The sequence below is a fragment of the Klebsiella sp. MISC125 genome (assembly GCF_051131775.1).
Classification (GTDB): Bacteria; Pseudomonadota; Gammaproteobacteria; order Enterobacterales; family Enterobacteriaceae; genus Klebsiella.
The window spans coordinates 3,102,342-3,117,557 of the sequence record NZ_CP180448.1; the positions used below are offsets into that span (position 1 = coordinate 3,102,342).

17 protein-coding genes are annotated in these 15,216 nt (G+C 49.2%); 2 read left to right on the plus strand and 15 right to left on the minus strand.

The window, feature by feature from the left end; translation table 11 throughout:
• Nucleotides 1-4 precede the first annotated feature (4 nt).
• The 15 genes from ACMYSL_RS14680 to ACMYSL_RS14750 form a co-directional block, all read right to left on the minus strand.
• Nucleotides 5-862: a hypothetical protein gene (locus ACMYSL_RS14680; RefSeq protein ID WP_434663824.1), complete on the minus strand. Its 858-nt coding sequence runs from the start codon at nucleotides 860-862 to the stop codon at nucleotides 5-7.
• A 26-nt stretch (nucleotides 863-888) separates the two neighbouring features.
• Nucleotides 889-1,416 (minus strand): fimbrial protein, encoded by a 528-nt coding sequence (locus ACMYSL_RS14685; protein ID WP_434663827.1) that lies wholly within the window; start codon nucleotides 1,414-1,416, stop codon nucleotides 889-891.
• Nucleotides 1,417-1,902 (minus strand): fimbrial protein, encoded by a 486-nt coding sequence (locus tag ACMYSL_RS14690; protein WP_434663830.1) that lies wholly within the window; start codon nucleotides 1,900-1,902, stop codon nucleotides 1,417-1,419.
• A 20-nt stretch (nucleotides 1,903-1,922) separates the two neighbouring features.
• Nucleotides 1,923-2,450, minus strand: coding sequence for a fimbrial protein (locus ACMYSL_RS14695; RefSeq protein ID WP_434663833.1), 528 nt, complete (start codon nucleotides 2,448-2,450; stop codon nucleotides 1,923-1,925).
• Between the two features lies 1 nt (nucleotide 2,451).
• Nucleotides 2,452-3,207, minus strand: a complete 756-nt coding sequence (locus ACMYSL_RS14700) for a fimbria/pilus periplasmic chaperone (RefSeq protein ID WP_434663835.1) — start codon at nucleotides 3,205-3,207, stop codon at nucleotides 2,452-2,454.
• A gap of 241 nt (nucleotides 3,208-3,448) precedes the next feature.
• Complete coding sequence (locus tag ACMYSL_RS14705; RefSeq protein ID WP_434663837.1) at nucleotides 3,449-4,423, minus strand: helix-turn-helix transcriptional regulator; 975 nt, start codon at nucleotides 4,421-4,423, stop codon at nucleotides 3,449-3,451.
• A 140-nt stretch (nucleotides 4,424-4,563) separates the two neighbouring features.
• Entirely contained in the window at nucleotides 4,564-5,829 is a 1,266-nt protein-coding gene (locus ACMYSL_RS14710) for an FKBP-type peptidyl-prolyl cis-trans isomerase N-terminal domain-containing protein (protein WP_434663840.1), read from the minus strand.
• Nucleotides 5,826-6,218, minus strand: a complete 393-nt coding sequence (locus ACMYSL_RS14715; protein WP_434663843.1) for a hypothetical protein — start codon at nucleotides 6,216-6,218, stop codon at nucleotides 5,826-5,828. The genes ACMYSL_RS14710 and ACMYSL_RS14715 overlap by 4 nt, the downstream gene beginning before the upstream one ends.
• 188 nt (nucleotides 6,219-6,406) lie before the next feature.
• On the minus strand, nucleotides 6,407-6,934 hold the full coding sequence (locus ACMYSL_RS14720; protein ID WP_434663846.1) for a fimbrial protein: 528 nt from the start codon (nucleotides 6,932-6,934) through the stop codon (nucleotides 6,407-6,409).
• Nucleotides 6,934-7,527, minus strand: a complete 594-nt coding sequence (locus ACMYSL_RS14725) for a fimbrial protein (RefSeq protein ID WP_434663848.1) — start codon at nucleotides 7,525-7,527, stop codon at nucleotides 6,934-6,936. The genes ACMYSL_RS14720 and ACMYSL_RS14725 overlap by 1 nt, the downstream gene beginning before the upstream one ends.
• Before the next feature lie 32 nt (nucleotides 7,528-7,559).
• The gene (locus ACMYSL_RS14730; RefSeq protein ID WP_434663850.1) at nucleotides 7,560-8,294 is read right to left on the minus strand and encodes a fimbria/pilus periplasmic chaperone; all 735 of its coding nucleotides are present in this window, start codon (nucleotides 8,292-8,294) and stop codon (nucleotides 7,560-7,562) included.
• Nucleotides 8,295-8,313: 19 nt separating this feature from the next.
• The gene (locus ACMYSL_RS14735; protein WP_434663852.1) at nucleotides 8,314-10,815 is read right to left on the minus strand and encodes a fimbria/pilus outer membrane usher protein; all 2,502 of its coding nucleotides are present in this window, start codon (nucleotides 10,813-10,815) and stop codon (nucleotides 8,314-8,316) included.
• A 120-nt stretch (nucleotides 10,816-10,935) separates the two neighbouring features.
• The gene (locus ACMYSL_RS14740) at nucleotides 10,936-11,469 is read right to left on the minus strand and encodes a fimbrial protein (protein WP_434663854.1); all 534 of its coding nucleotides are present in this window, start codon (nucleotides 11,467-11,469) and stop codon (nucleotides 10,936-10,938) included.
• 67 nt (nucleotides 11,470-11,536) lie between these two features.
• Nucleotides 11,537-12,085: a fimbrial protein gene (locus ACMYSL_RS14745; protein WP_434663856.1), complete on the minus strand. Its 549-nt coding sequence runs from the start codon at nucleotides 12,083-12,085 to the stop codon at nucleotides 11,537-11,539.
• Between the two features lie 657 nt (nucleotides 12,086-12,742).
• Nucleotides 12,743-13,039: a hypothetical protein gene (locus tag ACMYSL_RS14750; RefSeq protein WP_434663858.1), complete on the minus strand. Its 297-nt coding sequence runs from the start codon at nucleotides 13,037-13,039 to the stop codon at nucleotides 12,743-12,745.
• Between the two features lie 98 nt (nucleotides 13,040-13,137).
• Here ACMYSL_RS14750 and ACMYSL_RS14755 point away from each other — a divergent pair, with 98 nt between their 5' ends.
• Together ACMYSL_RS14755 and ACMYSL_RS14760 are read left to right on the plus strand one after the other, a co-directional pair.
• A complete protein-coding gene (locus ACMYSL_RS14755) occupies nucleotides 13,138-14,289 on the plus strand; it encodes an Acg family FMN-binding oxidoreductase (RefSeq protein ID WP_434663861.1) in 1,152 nt (383 codons plus the stop codon).
• Nucleotides 14,290-14,300: 11 nt separating this feature from the next.
• On the plus strand, nucleotides 14,301-14,942 hold the full coding sequence (locus ACMYSL_RS14760; RefSeq protein ID WP_434663862.1) for a TetR/AcrR family transcriptional regulator: 642 nt from the start codon (nucleotides 14,301-14,303) through the stop codon (nucleotides 14,940-14,942).
• The last annotated feature ends 274 nt before the right edge of the window (nucleotides 14,943-15,216 follow it).

Here is a 15,216-nt window from a genome sequence, read left to right on the forward strand (position 1 = left end):
CGACTTAGTTATAAACTACCATCATCACTCCGTTTCCGTTGAAGGCTCCTGCGGAAGTCGGGGTGCCCGCCAGCGTTCCTCTTAACCGCAGAGAGGACTGGGAGCCGGAATAGGTGGTATTACCTGGAGCCGAGTTGGTCGTCCCGAGACCCAGATTTGCACGCATGCCGTTGCTAAGCGGGATATAAGTATTGCCCGTTTGTAGCTTCAGCACATAACTAACCGAGGAAGAGGTACAGGACACTCCTACCGTGGTATCCGCCGTTTTCCCCACAGCCTGATCGAGCATCAGCGTACCAAAGCTCAGCGTCACCCGGGGCACGGTCATGGCACACCACTCGTTCAATGGTGGTACAGAAACGCAATTTATTCCTGCACCGGCACCTGGTGGATAAATAATTTTTGAAAAATCAACGATACCAAGTTCGCGATCAAAATCCGTATATCCGAAACAGACGGTGGAAGAACCTCCGTCGACACCATAATTTCGTATGGAAATTTGGTTTCGAACTCTGCCGACGCTAGCGTTGAGTACCTCCCGCCAGGTTCCACTGAGAGCCGGTTGAGGATAACTTGAGGCAACATCCGCTGTTCCCCAAAAATAGCCTTGGGAGGTCAGTGCATTTGCAATCATTAAACCCTCATGATTTCCAAAAAAATTCACTGTAGAATCCAGACTAACGCTGCCTGAATTAACAGTAATATCGCCTGTGGTGATAATCCACTCAACACCACCCGTACCAAAAGGGACTAACCTTACATTGGTAATCGTTTTCCACCGATAGTTTTCACTGTACACGGGGACAGACACTGGCAGTATCATGGCTGCCGCTAACGCGGCCAGAAATAACTTTTTCTTCACCTGCACTCTCCTGTGCATCAATCGCGTTATTGATATTCCGCCCGCAAGGTCGCAGTGGCGCTGAATAATCCCTCCACTAACTCCACCCCGGTGCGCTGAACAAGGACGGCTTCAATGCCCGGTAACGTTACGCTGTTGATATTTATTGCCTCGCCCAGCTTAAACGGCTGGCCGTTTTGGTAAATTTTTACGCCAAGATTCGCCTGTTCAGGGGTCACTACGGTGGCATTATCGGCGTCAAAACTAGCCGCATTGCCACGTACGCTGAGCTGCAACTGCCATGCCAGCGTGGTGTCCTCACATTTCAGGGATAACGGTACGGTTTCACGGTAATTCCCCTCCACCACCTTCTTTATCCGCACATCACCGAACGACACATAGACCGGTCCCCCTTCGCTAATAGAACAGGCCGGCGGTGTCACCAGGGTGCCGATAAACTCGAGATTTTCCGGGTCTGCAGCCTGAACGAACGCTGGACCGGTCATCAAACCTGCCAGCAGAATCGGGACATACCTTGTTCTGTTGCGTTTCACTAACTTGTTTCTCTGCGTCATTTACTGATACTCCACAACCAGAGAGGCCACGACTCTGAACGGCCCGCCGCTCAGGGTCACACCGCTTTGTTTAATCGGGACGGCGTACAGGTTCGGAACATTGGGGTCGGTGAAATTCACCCAGGAACCCACATTAAGGCGGGTGTTACCGTTGTACAGCGCGATACCCAGCCCGGTCTTACCACCCGCAAGCGCCGTACTGTCAAAGCTGGCCTGAGTGCCTGATATCCGCACTTTCTGACTTGACGATACCGCCATGGAGCAATCTAAATCGAAGTCGATGAGCTTTCGATACTGTGCTCCATCTATACGGGTCGTCATCACCTCGTTACCAAAGTTGACGGTGATGACGTTGTTGTTATGCACGACGCACGGCGGCGCTTCGATCAACATACCGCTGAAGTTCACTGTTGCATCAGCCAGAACGCTGGTGCTGATTAAAAAACCAATGGGAAGCAACACATTACGCAGGCTTAAGGGTTTCATGGTGTATCTCTCCTGTTGCTTCACTGATAGTCAATGACCATAGTGCCGGTGCCAGCAAACGGACCTGCGGTAAGCGTGGCGTTATTCTGAGCCACGGGTACAGCCCACAGCCTTGGTTTATTGGTTGTCCCATTGAAGTTAACGTAGCTACCGGGGGTCATGAGTGTGGTACCTGAACTTCCGCTATACAGGCGTATGCCCAGTCCTCCCTTGTTGGTCAGCAGAAGCCCGGAGCCAAAACTCGCCAGAGTGCCGCGTATAGTCAGTTTGAGAGCATTGCTGTTCAGGCCGGTACAGGTGAGACCATATTGAATCTCTTTTTTATAATTCACCCCGTCGACCAGGCGCGTGATCAGGTCATTGCCAAACCTCACGTCTACAGTATCGTTTCCATCAATGACGCACTGAGGGCCGTCAAGCAGAGTGCCTGTGACGTTGATGGTGGTGGTATCTCCTTCCGCAGCAGTTACTCGCTCGCCAGAAAGAAGCAGGATGGCTCCGGCCATCATCAGGCACATCCGAAATGTTGTTGAGTGTTGGCGCGTCATATCAGCCCTCCTTTGGTTGTGCCACTTTCCCTGCTCGGCAGAGGTTGCCGGTACAGGTAAAAGGCAGCAACCGTGCGCTGCCGTAGTCATTGATAAACATCAACACCGGGTTAATTCCCATCCGGGAGGCGGGTAGCGGTAGCGCCGCTTTATCTTTCGGAGAAACCATGACTGGTTCAAAGTCATCCAGCCCTTTTCCGTGCAGGCTGCTTCGCACTTCGACAAATGAAAAATGATAGGCTGTCGGATTAACGACCTCATAGCTATCACCCTTACGAATCAGGGTCAGCGTTTCTGCGCCAGGCACCACGTCAAGGAGCGGATCAACCTTAACTCCCTTTGGACGCCAGAACACTTTCATGCGAGTCTGCATCGCTAGCATCAAAACGTTGGGTTTATCTGATTTTGGCTGGATCTCGCGTAAGTTAAGCCAGAAGACGCTTTCTCTATCGCTGGGAAGATTCGAGGTATCAGCGACCCGTTGAATTCTGATCATCGTTCTACCATCGGGCTCAATACGCTGTACGGGCGGCAATATCATCAATGGGCCACTCAGTTTTTCTTCTTTTTCGTTTTCCATCCATCCTTGAGCAAGATAAGGATCCTGGATATTGTTATTTTTTACGTTTAACCCAACCGATTTATCATCTTCATTAAAAATGACACGAGAGCGCTCCACAGATAATGCAGCCTGAACTGAATGCAGACTTCCCGTTAGCAGCAGAATACCCAAAAAAGACATTAATTTCAGTTTCATACTTTCACCTGTCGTATCACTTACAGGACCATAAATATTTCATCTCTGATAGCAAAGAGTGAAATCCATTTCATTTTCAGATAATTTACAATTTATGCATATCTGTACATATTGGTTTCTTAGTGCGCAGCCTATTTTCAGAAAAGCATCGATGAACATTCCTAAACTTCCTGAAAGCTAGCGCACTATTAATCTGTTGCTTTAATACTGCCCACAATGCGTCAAATCGCCAGGGCAATAATCAACTCGCTAGTTTCCAACGTAGAGTGTTACTTCTGCCTCTACCCGTTTTGATACTTACAACTTTGCCGTTAGTTTCCATCTGGCATAATAAATAACGCATGCTATAGATACTGATATCCATTTCATTTGCAATTTCACGAATTGTTAACCAGACCTCATCATCAAAATCGCTTTTTCCTAACCGTTTATTAATTAAACGCTTTATACTTTGTAATACCCGATCTTTATCATCAAGACCTTCAACAACATCACCAGAAAAGGATATATCCCAAATAAGCTGGAATTCACCACCGTCATGAGCCTGGTGATTAACAACTTTTGAATATTTATCAGAGATGGATTTATTTCCCAGCCATAAAACGAAATCGCTGTATCTGTCAATATTAACTTTGCGCATGATAGAACGGCGATAACTACTCAGTGCTTTAATGCTACACCCCATTCTCATGGCGATTTCATTATGGCCTAAGCCCTTGCTTAAATAGCCTAATAGAAGTTGCTCGCGCCATGTCAAATGGTAGGTTCCAGGACATGTACTACAACCCGGTTTGCGTAAGTCCGGAGGTCCACACATCAGGTCGGCGAAAAAAAGCATGAATAATTTTCGACGAATAGTGGCAACCGAGTTTCTCATTGCGATAACAGAACTCACTACAGGGCAATGAAAATTTCGGTCATAGTGCTCACTACGTGGATAGACGCTGACCCACTTTTTGCTCAGTAATGTGTGCTTATAGTCACCCTGCGTACTGAACTGTTCACAATCCACCCAGTTAAATGCCTTTTCTCCCGGCGATTGCATTTTTACGATCAGGTCCGCTTCCTCTGGTTCCTCGACTAAATATATTGAAATATTCTCGCCATACTCGTCTTCAAACAACTCCTTTAGCAGAAAAATAATACCCTGAGAAAAATAATTATTCTCAGTCGCAATATGAACGGGAAGCTGTGTTTTGTTTACATAATGTACCATTCTCTACTCCTTTTAAGATTTGATGGTAGTGTTACCCTTACAAATAAATCATTAGGATAATTATACAATTAATATTTAATGAACTATCGCGATGATGTTCGCAATATATTAAAAGTAACGTAAAGTTTGGTTCATGATATTTACATTGCCTGCTGTTCACTCACGCGAATTCGCCAATGTTCCACATGAGTACCCTGCTCCCAAGGGTCACCATATTCATTCACTTTCACCGCTAATTCAGCTTCCCCGTGAAGACGAACCGCGTTAACCACCACCTGGAGCCAGTCAGGAAGGTCAATAAACTTTTCCTGCAATACCAGGCCGGAAAGATCGGAATCTGCAATCAACGTTCCGTCTGAAAGACGGCGGCTTACCGAAATTGTTAATTCTCCAGCTAAGTGGTCACCCTGAAATAATTGCTCACCGGTATAAACTATTTTATACCAGGCTTCCTTCCCAGCACTCAGAGTGTCTTTATCGTTAATGAATTTCGTCAACCATTCGTTATCCCGCACTTCTTTCTCTTTAATTAATTTCTGCATGGCATCTTCTACCCGCAAATTTGCCCGCGAGAGATGGCGTTCAAATTGCTCCTGGGGCAGACGTCGCTCGCCGCGTACCGTTTCAGAAATTCCTGCCAGAAATAGTGACTTATCAACGTAAACCCCCTGTTCATCACGTTGCTTAAGGACTTCCAGCACGTCAACCCCCATAGCCATACCTGCAGCAAAATCCGCTAGCCCGTCATCAGTGGATGGCAATGAAGGATATTGCGCCTCTTTGAGACTTTGCTGTAACTTCTGCGTTAATACTTGCCACTGTGCATTCTTTTCTTCCATTTCGCTGGCGCGAACAATAAGTGACTGCAATTCTTGTTCTTTACTCGTAAGGCGACTCATTTCCTGGTCGCTATTAGACAACGCAGTATTAACTCTTTGTAACTCATCACTTTGCATTTGGTAGAGATGACGTATTTCAGCATCAGAGGGGTTAAGTGATATATGTCGTATCAAGGATTTAATCCATCCGCCTAAAATTCTGGCGTCAGGCAGTTTTATATCCATTTGGCTATTGGCATCCTTCGCTATAACTGGCCTGTCAGCTTTCATTGCGGGTGTCCTTTTTGCAACTTGACTATCGGTAGTCGCCGACAAGACCGCTTTTTCCTTTATGGCAGCCGGTTTTCTTTCCTTAGGTTTATCCCTAGTGGGGGTGACTCTCTGTACTTGAGCCTTTGGGCGCTGAGCGGACGGTTTCGCTTCCTGCACTGGCGGTTGCGTGACGGCTTTATTTTCACTATCACGAGACGTCCATTCACGCGCATAGTTCAAAACATCTGCCCTGGAGCAGGGGATCAAAACAATGCCGAGAATGAAAACTACAGCACTCCCTGCTCTACGGCTCATTCGACACGCTCACCTGTAGGTTTTACCGCCAGGCTGTTCAGCATTTCTCCACGTATCTCCGAACACAATTTTACCGCCTGAAACTTATACAAAGCATCAATGGCATTGCGTGTTTCTGGATTAATTGAACCACGAACGTCGGTATAGCCCGATGCGCCGTGCATCACTCGTTCAAAGCGAGCTTTGAGATCAACTTGCCTTGCCTGGTTTACCGACGCCAAAGCACTAAGCTCTTTCTCACACTGCACCATATCCAACTCTCCATCTGCATTGGTTGGCGGCGCTACGTCCTCAATTGAGGACGTGACTAGAGATGGCGCCTTTTGTGGGACGCAGCCGGTTAAAAATGTGCCTGCAATGATCGTTGCGATCCATCCTAATCTGAACATTGTTTCTATTAACTCCAGAGTTATTTCTTATTAATTCCATCACTCCCTGCAGTTCAAATATCAGGAAGTAAACAGATCTTGATATAAAAATATATAAATGCTTAATTCGCTATAATTAACGCATTGATAACATTGCCTGACTGCTTTAAAGTCAGGCCAATATATGGCTTTTTTACAACCAACTGTCTTTAATCATATTCCAGCAGAAAAGTAGTTATACACTCAAAATCCCCTTCCCTTACCCGGCTATGTACTGGCGCAGAAATAAAAGCCTGGAAATTCAAAAAAGTGTCACCTGCGACCAATGCTGATGGACGCATAGGGACATTGGGTTTCACCGGGGTGCCACTCTCATCTTCAAGCGCAATGGCTATCCCGGCAGCCGTTCCGGTAACGGCAAATAACCCAGGCTGATAGATATCCTCAGAACCTATAAAGGTCACCGTTACCGTGTCTCCGAGCGACAAATCGCACTCCGTTAGCCAGATTGAAAAACGCTCACGTTCGCTACGATGGTATTGAATAAACGTTTTCGATGGTACGTTGCGAAAATCGACAATCTGATCTTCTGAGTCCACATGCAGCTCACAAGGATCGGCAATCAGATTGCCGGAGAAATAAACATCTGTATCGGCATGAGTGGCCACAGTACCTGTCAGCAATAGCATCAGGGGAAAAATTGTCAGGCTCAGTGTACGCGCTATGTGTCTTTTCATTATTCGTACTCCAACCCGATATTCACCACGCTGCGCCATTCGTTGGCCATCAGCGGTGCTGGAAGACGCCACAGTTGGGCCTGAAACACCAGATCATTACGACCGGGATTAAGCACCTGTGGTCGGCTCTGCATGCCGGGTCGCAAAAGTTCTCCCTGGCGGTCGCTCAGACGAAGCGCTACGCCCTCCACGCCGCCGTGTACCCGGAAAAAGCGCCCATCCGTGGGCTCCACTTCGCCATAGATAGTCATTTTCACAGCGGACTGCCCGTTCAGCATCATTGAGCCCCGCATGAGTTGGCGGTCACGCATAAACTGAAATTCGCCAGGGCAGCGGTCTAATTTGATGTAAACCTGCACCGGCGACGTGGTGCTCCCCGGTTGCTCCAGCCCCCATGCGACGGTGCTGCCTAAATCGAGATGTTGTTCTGCTGACTCAGGTAACAGCACGCACGGTGAGGCGACCAGTGTGCCGGTAGCACGCAGTCCGCCATTGAGGCCATCGGTATCCCAGTTTGCGGCACCTGCCGTAGAAATAGTCCCGGCGGTCAACAGCCACAACATCAGGGTGGTTCGACCAAATCCTTTTTTCATCAGGCTTCTCCTGTGTACAACCCCGGTGCCCATCAGGATCTCGGGGAGGCTGCAGCCCGGCAGAGATTACCGTTGCAACTAAACGGCAGAGTTGGCTTACCGCCGAAGTCGTTAATCGTCGTCACGTGCGGCGCGGTATAGTGCGAGCTATTGACCATTGCTGTCGATTTCGGCGGCACCATCACCGTCTGAAATCCCTTTGCCACGGCCATTTTTGGCGCTGCCGTAATCCCAATCACCGTCATGTAGTAAGGCGTAGGATTTTCTACCCGATAACCGCCGCTCACTTTATGCAGCACCAATTGGTTATCCCAACGGCTATATTTCTCCGGCAGGATAGACTTCGGTCGGTAGAACAATTTTATTTTGGTGTGGAGCGCCAGTTGCATCACATTCGGTCGATCGCTTTTTGGCGGGACTTCGCGCACGTTGAAATAAAAAAGGGTCTCGCGATCCTGGGGCAACATAGCTGCATCCGGCATCGCGTTGATACGCATTGAGCTCTTGCCTTTCGCTTCCAGTCGTTGCAGCGGGGGGACAACCACCAGAGGACCGCTAATCTTTGCCCCTTTATCATCCTCGATCCATCCCTGCGCCAGATATGGCATTGAAGTACTGTCATTAGTGATGTTCAGTGACATGCTTTTTTCCGAACCGGGGAAAATCGCCCGCGTTCTGTCCAGGGCAATCGCTGCCCCGGCTTCGTTCACAAGACCCACCGCCAGGCTCCCCAGCAGCATAGTCATCGCCATTTTATTTACTTTCATAACATCACCATTCACTTTATCAGCCGCGAGCGATCGGCTTGCAAGGCAGTAACAACTGCTGTGCAGGGAGCACTCTTGGCAGTACGACTTCACACTGAGCGGAACCGCCCCAGTGCACGGTTAAGCGTTCATCCGGATTTACCCCGGTTAGCCAGGCCAGACCGCTGTCGCTGACCATGCCCAGTTCGCGATCTTTTGCGTTATGTACCGTTGCGCCAAACGGCGGATGGCGACCGTCCTCCTGACTGAGAATCGCCACGACCTTGGCACCCTTCAGGACGTCAAAACGACGGAAACCGATAGCGCCTTCTGTCAGCGCCAGCTCGGCAATAGGCGAGCCCGCTGATTCCACATCGTCCGGTAGGCGGTTAACATCAATCTCAGCGCTGGTTCGGTAATAATTAGGCACCCCGGGGATCACCGCGATACCAAAAGCATTGGTATAACCCTGATAGCCAACCGGTACGCCGCTCACGCCATCAGTACTCACCATCAGTCGCGTACCACCTTGCACGCCGCCGGAGTGCAGCGCCAACCCTTCAAGCGTGGCGGTCATGCCTCCGGTGGCAGAGATACCAAAAGAGGTGTATTGGCTCTGCGCCCAGTTAACGTTGGTGGTTACATCCGCAATGCTGCCCAGGTGCGAGTAGTAGCCGCTCATCTGACTACGAGTCCCTTGACCACCACCAATACTGTTACCGGCGTTAATGCTGTAATAATCGTTGTTATCCAGTCTTTGGCTCCAACTGGCATTTTGCGTATAACGATCTCGACTCATACTGCCGTTGTAGCCGGCGGTACCTGACCCTAGTGGCATGGTGAGTGAGATATAGGCACTGTCGTCTTTGCGACCGTTGAACTCACTGCGCGCAGCGTTTAGAGACAGCGACAGATGTCGCCAGTCGCCAAGGTCAAAATACTTATTAAGCGATACGCTGTAGCGATCGGTTGCTGCGCGGTTCCAGTAAGTTTGATGGGACCAGTTGATATGTGTCGACAGGCGCAAATCTTCGAAATTATTGGTCGCCTGAATGGTATAGAGCTCTTTACTGTTGCCGATATACCCATCTTTGTAGCGCATATCCAGGTACTCACTCATGGTGAGATAGTCGCGTTCAGAGAAGCGATAACCTGCAAACGTTACCTCACTGCTGATTTCGTCAAAACGTTTGGAATAGCTGAGTCGCCAGGATCTCCCGTGTCGGTTTTTATCCCCCGGGAAACGTGCACTGGCATGGGTGACGTCAGCGGATATGGTGCCATAGACGCTCATATCACGCCCTGCCCCCAATGCCACGCTGTTATAGTCTTGGGAGAAAACGCCGCCGCCGTAGAGTGACCAGGCGTTAGAGAGACCCCACGAAAGCTCACCCGTGGCAAAGTACGGCCCTTGAGTGTTGTGGTTGTAGTCGCGCGGGCGACCAGTCGTCAGCTTATAGCGCAGCTGGCCTGGTCGCGTCAGATAAGGAACCTGAGCGGTATCAACCGAAAATGTCTGAACGGAGCCATCTTGCTCTTCCACCCGCACATCCAGTCGCCCGGTCAGGGCGCTGCTCAGCTCCAGAATGCGAAATGGCCCGGCCGCAACCGTACTTTCATAGATAACCCGACCCTGCTGGCTGACGGTCACTTTAGCATTCGTCCGCGCGATACCGGATACTTCAGGTGCGTAGCCGCGCAGCTTTGGCGGTAGCTGGCTTTCATCGCTGACCAGCGACAGGCCGGTATAGCGCCACGAATCAAAAAGGTCGGAAGAAAGGTAATCCTCGCCGACGGTCAGCTTTGACATAATGCCGGGCAGTGCGCGATAGGCGTAGAAACGGCTCCAGTCGAAATTGCGCGAGGTACTATCTGAGCGCCCGGTGGTATTGTAATAACTCCCCTGGTAATCCCCACGCAGACGCCATGCACCAAGATTAACGCCCGTGGTGCCGCTAATGCTGGCATTTTGGTTCTGGTTACCCTGGCGTGCCCAGGTGACGTTGGTATTCAGGTTGTAGTCGACCAGTATCCCCGGGATCCCCTCCTCCCAACGGGAAATAGGTAGCCAGGAGGCATCCTGATATTCCAACCAGGCTTGAGGTACCGCGACATGTAAGGAGGATTCGGATAAGTCACCACGCAGGACGAGTCCGTCAAGCGCCATAAAATCAGCACAGCGACCATCGTCGAGCCACTGGATCATTTTGAGCGCATCTTCCCGCAGACCGAGTAATTCGACCTGCGCGGGCGTCAGGCAGGCTTCAACAACGACCTGGTCGTCGCGGGTTCTTTCAACAAAGGAAATTTCCTGATCGGATATACCATGCTCATTCAGGCGCATACTTAGCGTGTAGGTCCCGGGCATAATATAGCCAGCCCGAGAAAAACGGGATAAATCGATATTTTCGCGATCTTCTGAATCCAGAATATCCATATTGAACTCTACTGCCACTACCGGTGATGTAGAACCAAAAATGGCAATAACAATGTAAATACCCAGACGTCGCAGGTAGAAAGCTGGTGGTCTGCTTTTTTTCATTTTTTAAAATCCATTTATTGCCTGGTAGAATTCACCGAAGGGAAAGTGTCAATTACGGAGATAACCTGAATAAGTCGTCATAGATATGCTTACCCGTTTTTTATCCAATGGTATTTTCCGTTACTGATAGGTCACCATAAAACGAATAATTCCGTACCAGTCACCTTCCGACAACGATTTACCGCTGCGCACCAGCGAAAATAAATAGCGTAATTCGTTATTGTCATTTTGTAGCATGACTTCGGGCATCGGTTCCCCTGCCCTTGCCAGATCGCCAATCTGGTTGTGAATACGTAGTCCCAGCCCCTGAGCATCGCCGTGTACTCTAAAAATATCCGGGCGAAAAGTCTCAGTCTCCCCATCAAATGTGATATTCACGCTCTGCCACAGGCCTTCCTGGCTACGCTCCAGTGAACAGTTCACCAGACGTACGGCAAAGGGCTTGATCACTGCTTTTCCTTCCTGGTTCAGATCGTTATAAGAGATCACACCAAATGGAATTTCCTGCCAGACGTCGTCAGTATGAATAGAACAGGCCGACTCCTGAATTTGACCATTCATCGTGACAAGGCCCATTCCCTGATCGGATGCTACCGACAACGGAGATATCCCTAATAACAAACTCAATGCCAGGAAACGCGATTTTTTTACCATGACTGTGCTCCTGAATATCGGGCTGCAGATGCAGCCCGAATAAAGCTACATGAGAACAGGGCTCGCCTTATTCATAAGCCAGGGTAAAGTTGGTTACTGCTTCAAAATCACCAGGCGTCACGTTAGCTACAGTGGAGATTTTTTCAAGGTAAGCGCTAAAGCTCAGGGTATTGTCGCCAATGCCCAAGCCACGGCCAGCGCTCGGAGTCAATAAAGTAATCGGCTGACCTGCATAATCCTGAATACGCACGCCAGCGCCAGCAGCCTGACCGGTGATTGCCAGCATTGTCATGTCACCCGGGACATTGCCGCCAGCGAAAGTGACCTTCACGGTGTTATACAGCGGATCCTGCGTCGCTGGGTCGAGTTCGAAAGAGCAGTTTTCCAGTTGAATGTCGAACGGACGAGGAGTAGAAATACCGCCGTTATCCAAATGAGTATTGGAAATCTGTCCCAGCTCAATACGCTGATCGCCGTAACCATTTTTGATTGAGCACGGTGCATCAATAATGGAACCCCAGAAGGTGACCTTGCCGCTTCCCTGATCGGCCTGAGCTGCGAAAGAGGCGACACCCATAGTAAGAACAACAGCAGATGCGATTTTGCTAATTTTCATAATACATTCCGTTATATTAAAAGTTACTGGATAACCATCCTGAAAAATAACTTACGAAGAGTGATGCTCATATCTATTGAGACAGAGGAAATACTCAACTTCTTAAGTTATGTTTATTCCTGACAGCGAATTAATACTAACGCGAAAATTCTTACAATTAAATACAAGTCGCTACCAACAAAGCGATTGCGAGTAAATAATTTTTTTTAATAAAAATATGCAGAATAAAATGCTGTTTATGCAAATAAATACGACAATATGTGTAAAAGTATGACTGTAAATTTGTTATATTCTAATTCTCATATACCTGAAGGCCAGGATTGGCTGAGGATAATTTAATTAAATTAATAAAAATCAACATCTTATGATTGTTTTTTTACAGCGAAGTGTATTAGGAATTATCGCTAGGAAAAATCCTAATACATATTGTTTGAGATGTAGTCATAATTAATGAAAAATCTTATGCTTACTTTACCCACTGTTTAAAAAATGATCGTGAAATGGCTAATCAGCTCGTAGATGATATGCCGATCGAGATGCAGAAGCTTGAGATTGATGTCTGGCAATTTATCCCTTGATACAATGAATAATCGTGCGGTTGAGAGAGGACTACGGGCGATCATGGCATCGCAGATATGGAAGAAATAGATATATTTTTTAACGCCGCCAGTCAGGGCTGATTTCATCAAAGGTGAAAGGTCCGAATAGCGGCTTATCGTTTGATTGGCTTTTATGGGAGGAATATTTCCCGGCAATCAACACGATTGCCGCCAGGATCATAATAACAGTCGTAAGCTTAATTGTTGGTTGCAAATAAGCCAGCCCAATAAGCAGCGATACCAGCAAAAAAGGCCATACGACAAATTTGGCTTTTATACTGCACGTCCTGTCGGCCGTTCGCGGCGGCTCGCCGGAAACAGGCAGTGAATAGAAGAATACACCTCCTGCCAACAAAACCTGGATCTCATCGAGAGTTTTTTACCTTCCGTGTTTACATTGTCACCGACGAGTGACAATGTAAATATCACCACTTGGTGATAAAGGGAAGTACTATGTTGACTCATACAAATAAAAATACAGGGCGTCGTCGATTTCTTCGCCTGCTGGGGGGCGCGTCGATTCTGCTCTTGCCTTTGCTAAACGGCTGCGGCAACACGTTGAAATCAACTGTAATCGCTGCGCCAGTCAACGATGGCGATCCCCGCTATCGCTGGCTGGCGGTGGCCGCACGGGCCCCCAGTTCGCACAATATGCAGCCTTGGAAGGTCGCTTTGACTTCCCGACCGGACAAAATGGCGCTGTATGTCGACACCGGGAGTCTGTTACCCGCAGCCGATCCGCAGTGTCGGCAAACCATGATCTCCCTAGGCGGATTTATTGAACTGCTGTGTATGGCGGCAAATGCCGATGGCGTTCACTGCGAGGTGGAACAACTAGCGCCCAATAAAGATGTAAATCAGCCTGTCGCCCTCTTCATCTTTACCCGGATGCAAGCCGCGCAGGAGCCGGACGGATTGTTGCCTTTCGCTGCTTCGCGTCGGGTCAATAGAGAGACATTTCATCAGACAGCGTCAATTTCAGAGGAGCGCTTGTCTCTGCTGCTCGCCGCCGGGAGTCGCCGGGACGCCGTCGCCCACGGTAGCGTGCAAACCAGGAAAATATCTGAAATCAGCGCCCAGGTCGCTGAGGCCTGGCGAATAGATTTGCAACAACCGGAAATCATGCTGGAAATGCTCAAGGTCACCCGTATCGGATGGCGTGAGATTGAACATTACCGTGATGGTATCGCCATTCAGGGATTTCTGCCCGAACTGGCCGAGCAACTGGGGATGTTTCCACGCGACCGCGTACCCGAGCAAAACTCGGCAATGATGAAAAGCATGCGTGAAATGGGTGAGCAGCAGGCAGGCAGCGCAGCGGGGTGGGTGTGGCTGGTCACAACAGGCAACTCTCGCTCGCAGCAGATTGCTGCTGGACGGGCCTTTGTCCGCTTACATTTAAGGGCCACGCAGCTCGGTATCGCCCTGCAGCCAATGTCACAAGCGCTGGAAGATTATCCTGCGATGATTGAAAGCCAGCAGAAGCTCTACCAGGTCTTAACCGTTACGCCAGAAAAAGAGACGGTACAGATGCTTGCCCGTATAGGGTATGCTGACCCTGCGCCGCTCTCGCCGCGCCGAAACCTTCCTGACCTGGTCATTTAATTGGAGCGTCAATGTCTTCCCGAGAATCCGCAAAACGCCATCCCCCGCGCGATCGTAATAAAACGCAGGGGATTATCCTTAATGCGGTCGGCAATATATTAATCCGTGACGGGGCGACAGGACTTGGCATTAACGCAGTTGCCAGGGAAGCGGGTGTTGATAAGGTCCTGATATACCGATATTTTGGTGGCCTTGATGAGCTGTTGACCGCGTTTGGATCATACGGCGGTTTCTGGCCTTCCGTCGATGAACTTCTGGCCGGGTATGATATTGCCGCCATGCCTTTCAGCGCGCGCTTACAGCTGTTTATCGATAAGATCATTGATGCCTTGCGTGCTCGTCCGCTGACGCAGGAAATCCTGGCGATGGAAGTCAGCAGCCCTAACGTACTGACAGAGATCCTCAACGTTTCGCTGGAGCGCTGGGGGCTGGACGTTAAAGTACGGCTGGCGGAAGGCTATCCGGGCGATGTTGAGAAGCTGAATATCATCATTACCACCCTGTTTGCGGGAATACAGTATTTTATGCTGAAGTCGAGAAGCACCCCCACCTTTGGTGGCATCGCCATTCAGGAGGATGAGGGGTGGAAATCGATTAAAGAGAGTCTCAACTGGCTATGCGAAAAAATAGTGGATGAACCCGCGCAACGATAACCGATTGTCACATTGACACCAGCGATTCATTCAGCTTCCAACTGCCCCACCTCCACCTCCACCTCCACCTCCAGCGCCTGCGCCTGCGCCTGCGCAAGGGTCATAAAATTCTGCGGGGGGCGCAAGATGAATTTATATCCATATGGTAAGAGGTGTTATTTTGACTGTTCCTTGTTATTCTGCAAAATTGTTGCTTAGGTGATTATCATTCAGAATATTGATTATTCAGGGAATGTCCTGGCAGCATGCTGTACTTGCCGACTCGATATCCAGA

Coding starts and splice junctions, on each gene's coding strand:
- ACMYSL_RS14685 (WP_434663827.1), bottom strand. CDS start 1,416: ATGACGCAGAGAAACAAGTTAGTGAAACGCAACAGAACAAGGTATGTC.
- ACMYSL_RS14690 (WP_434663830.1), bottom strand. CDS start 1,902: ATGAAACCCTTAAGCCTGCGTAATGTGTTGCTTCCCATTGGTTTTTTA.
- ACMYSL_RS14695 (WP_434663833.1), bottom strand. CDS start 2,450: ATGACGCGCCAACACTCAACAACATTTCGGATGTGCCTGATGATGGCC.
- ACMYSL_RS14700 (WP_434663835.1), bottom strand. CDS start 3,207: ATGAAACTGAAATTAATGTCTTTTTTGGGTATTCTGCTGCTAACGGGA.
- ACMYSL_RS14705 (WP_434663837.1), bottom strand. CDS start 4,423: ATGGTACATTATGTAAACAAAACACAGCTTCCCGTTCATATTGCGACT.
- ACMYSL_RS14710 (WP_434663840.1), bottom strand. CDS start 5,829: ATGAGCCGTAGAGCAGGGAGTGCTGTAGTTTTCATTCTCGGCATTGTT.
- ACMYSL_RS14715 (WP_434663843.1), bottom strand. CDS start 6,218: ATGTTCAGATTAGGATGGATCGCAACGATCATTGCAGGCACATTTTTA.
- ACMYSL_RS14720 (WP_434663846.1), bottom strand. CDS start 6,934: ATGAAAAGACACATAGCGCGTACACTGAGCCTGACAATTTTTCCCCTG.
- ACMYSL_RS14725 (WP_434663848.1), bottom strand. CDS start 7,527: ATGAAAAAAGGATTTGGTCGAACCACCCTGATGTTGTGGCTGTTGACC.
- ACMYSL_RS14730 (WP_434663850.1), bottom strand. CDS start 8,294: ATGAAAGTAAATAAAATGGCGATGACTATGCTGCTGGGGAGCCTGGCG.
- ACMYSL_RS14735 (WP_434663852.1), bottom strand. CDS start 10,815: ATGAAAAAAAGCAGACCACCAGCTTTCTACCTGCGACGTCTGGGTATT.
- ACMYSL_RS14740 (WP_434663854.1), bottom strand. CDS start 11,469: ATGGTAAAAAAATCGCGTTTCCTGGCATTGAGTTTGTTATTAGGGATA.
- ACMYSL_RS14745 (WP_434663856.1), bottom strand. CDS start 12,085: ATGAAAATTAGCAAAATCGCATCTGCTGTTGTTCTTACTATGGGTGTC.
- ACMYSL_RS14755 (WP_434663861.1), top strand. CDS start 13,138: ATGTTGACTCATACAAATAAAAATACAGGGCGTCGTCGATTTCTTCGC.
- ACMYSL_RS14760 (WP_434663862.1), top strand. CDS start 14,301: ATGTCTTCCCGAGAATCCGCAAAACGCCATCCCCCGCGCGATCGTAAT.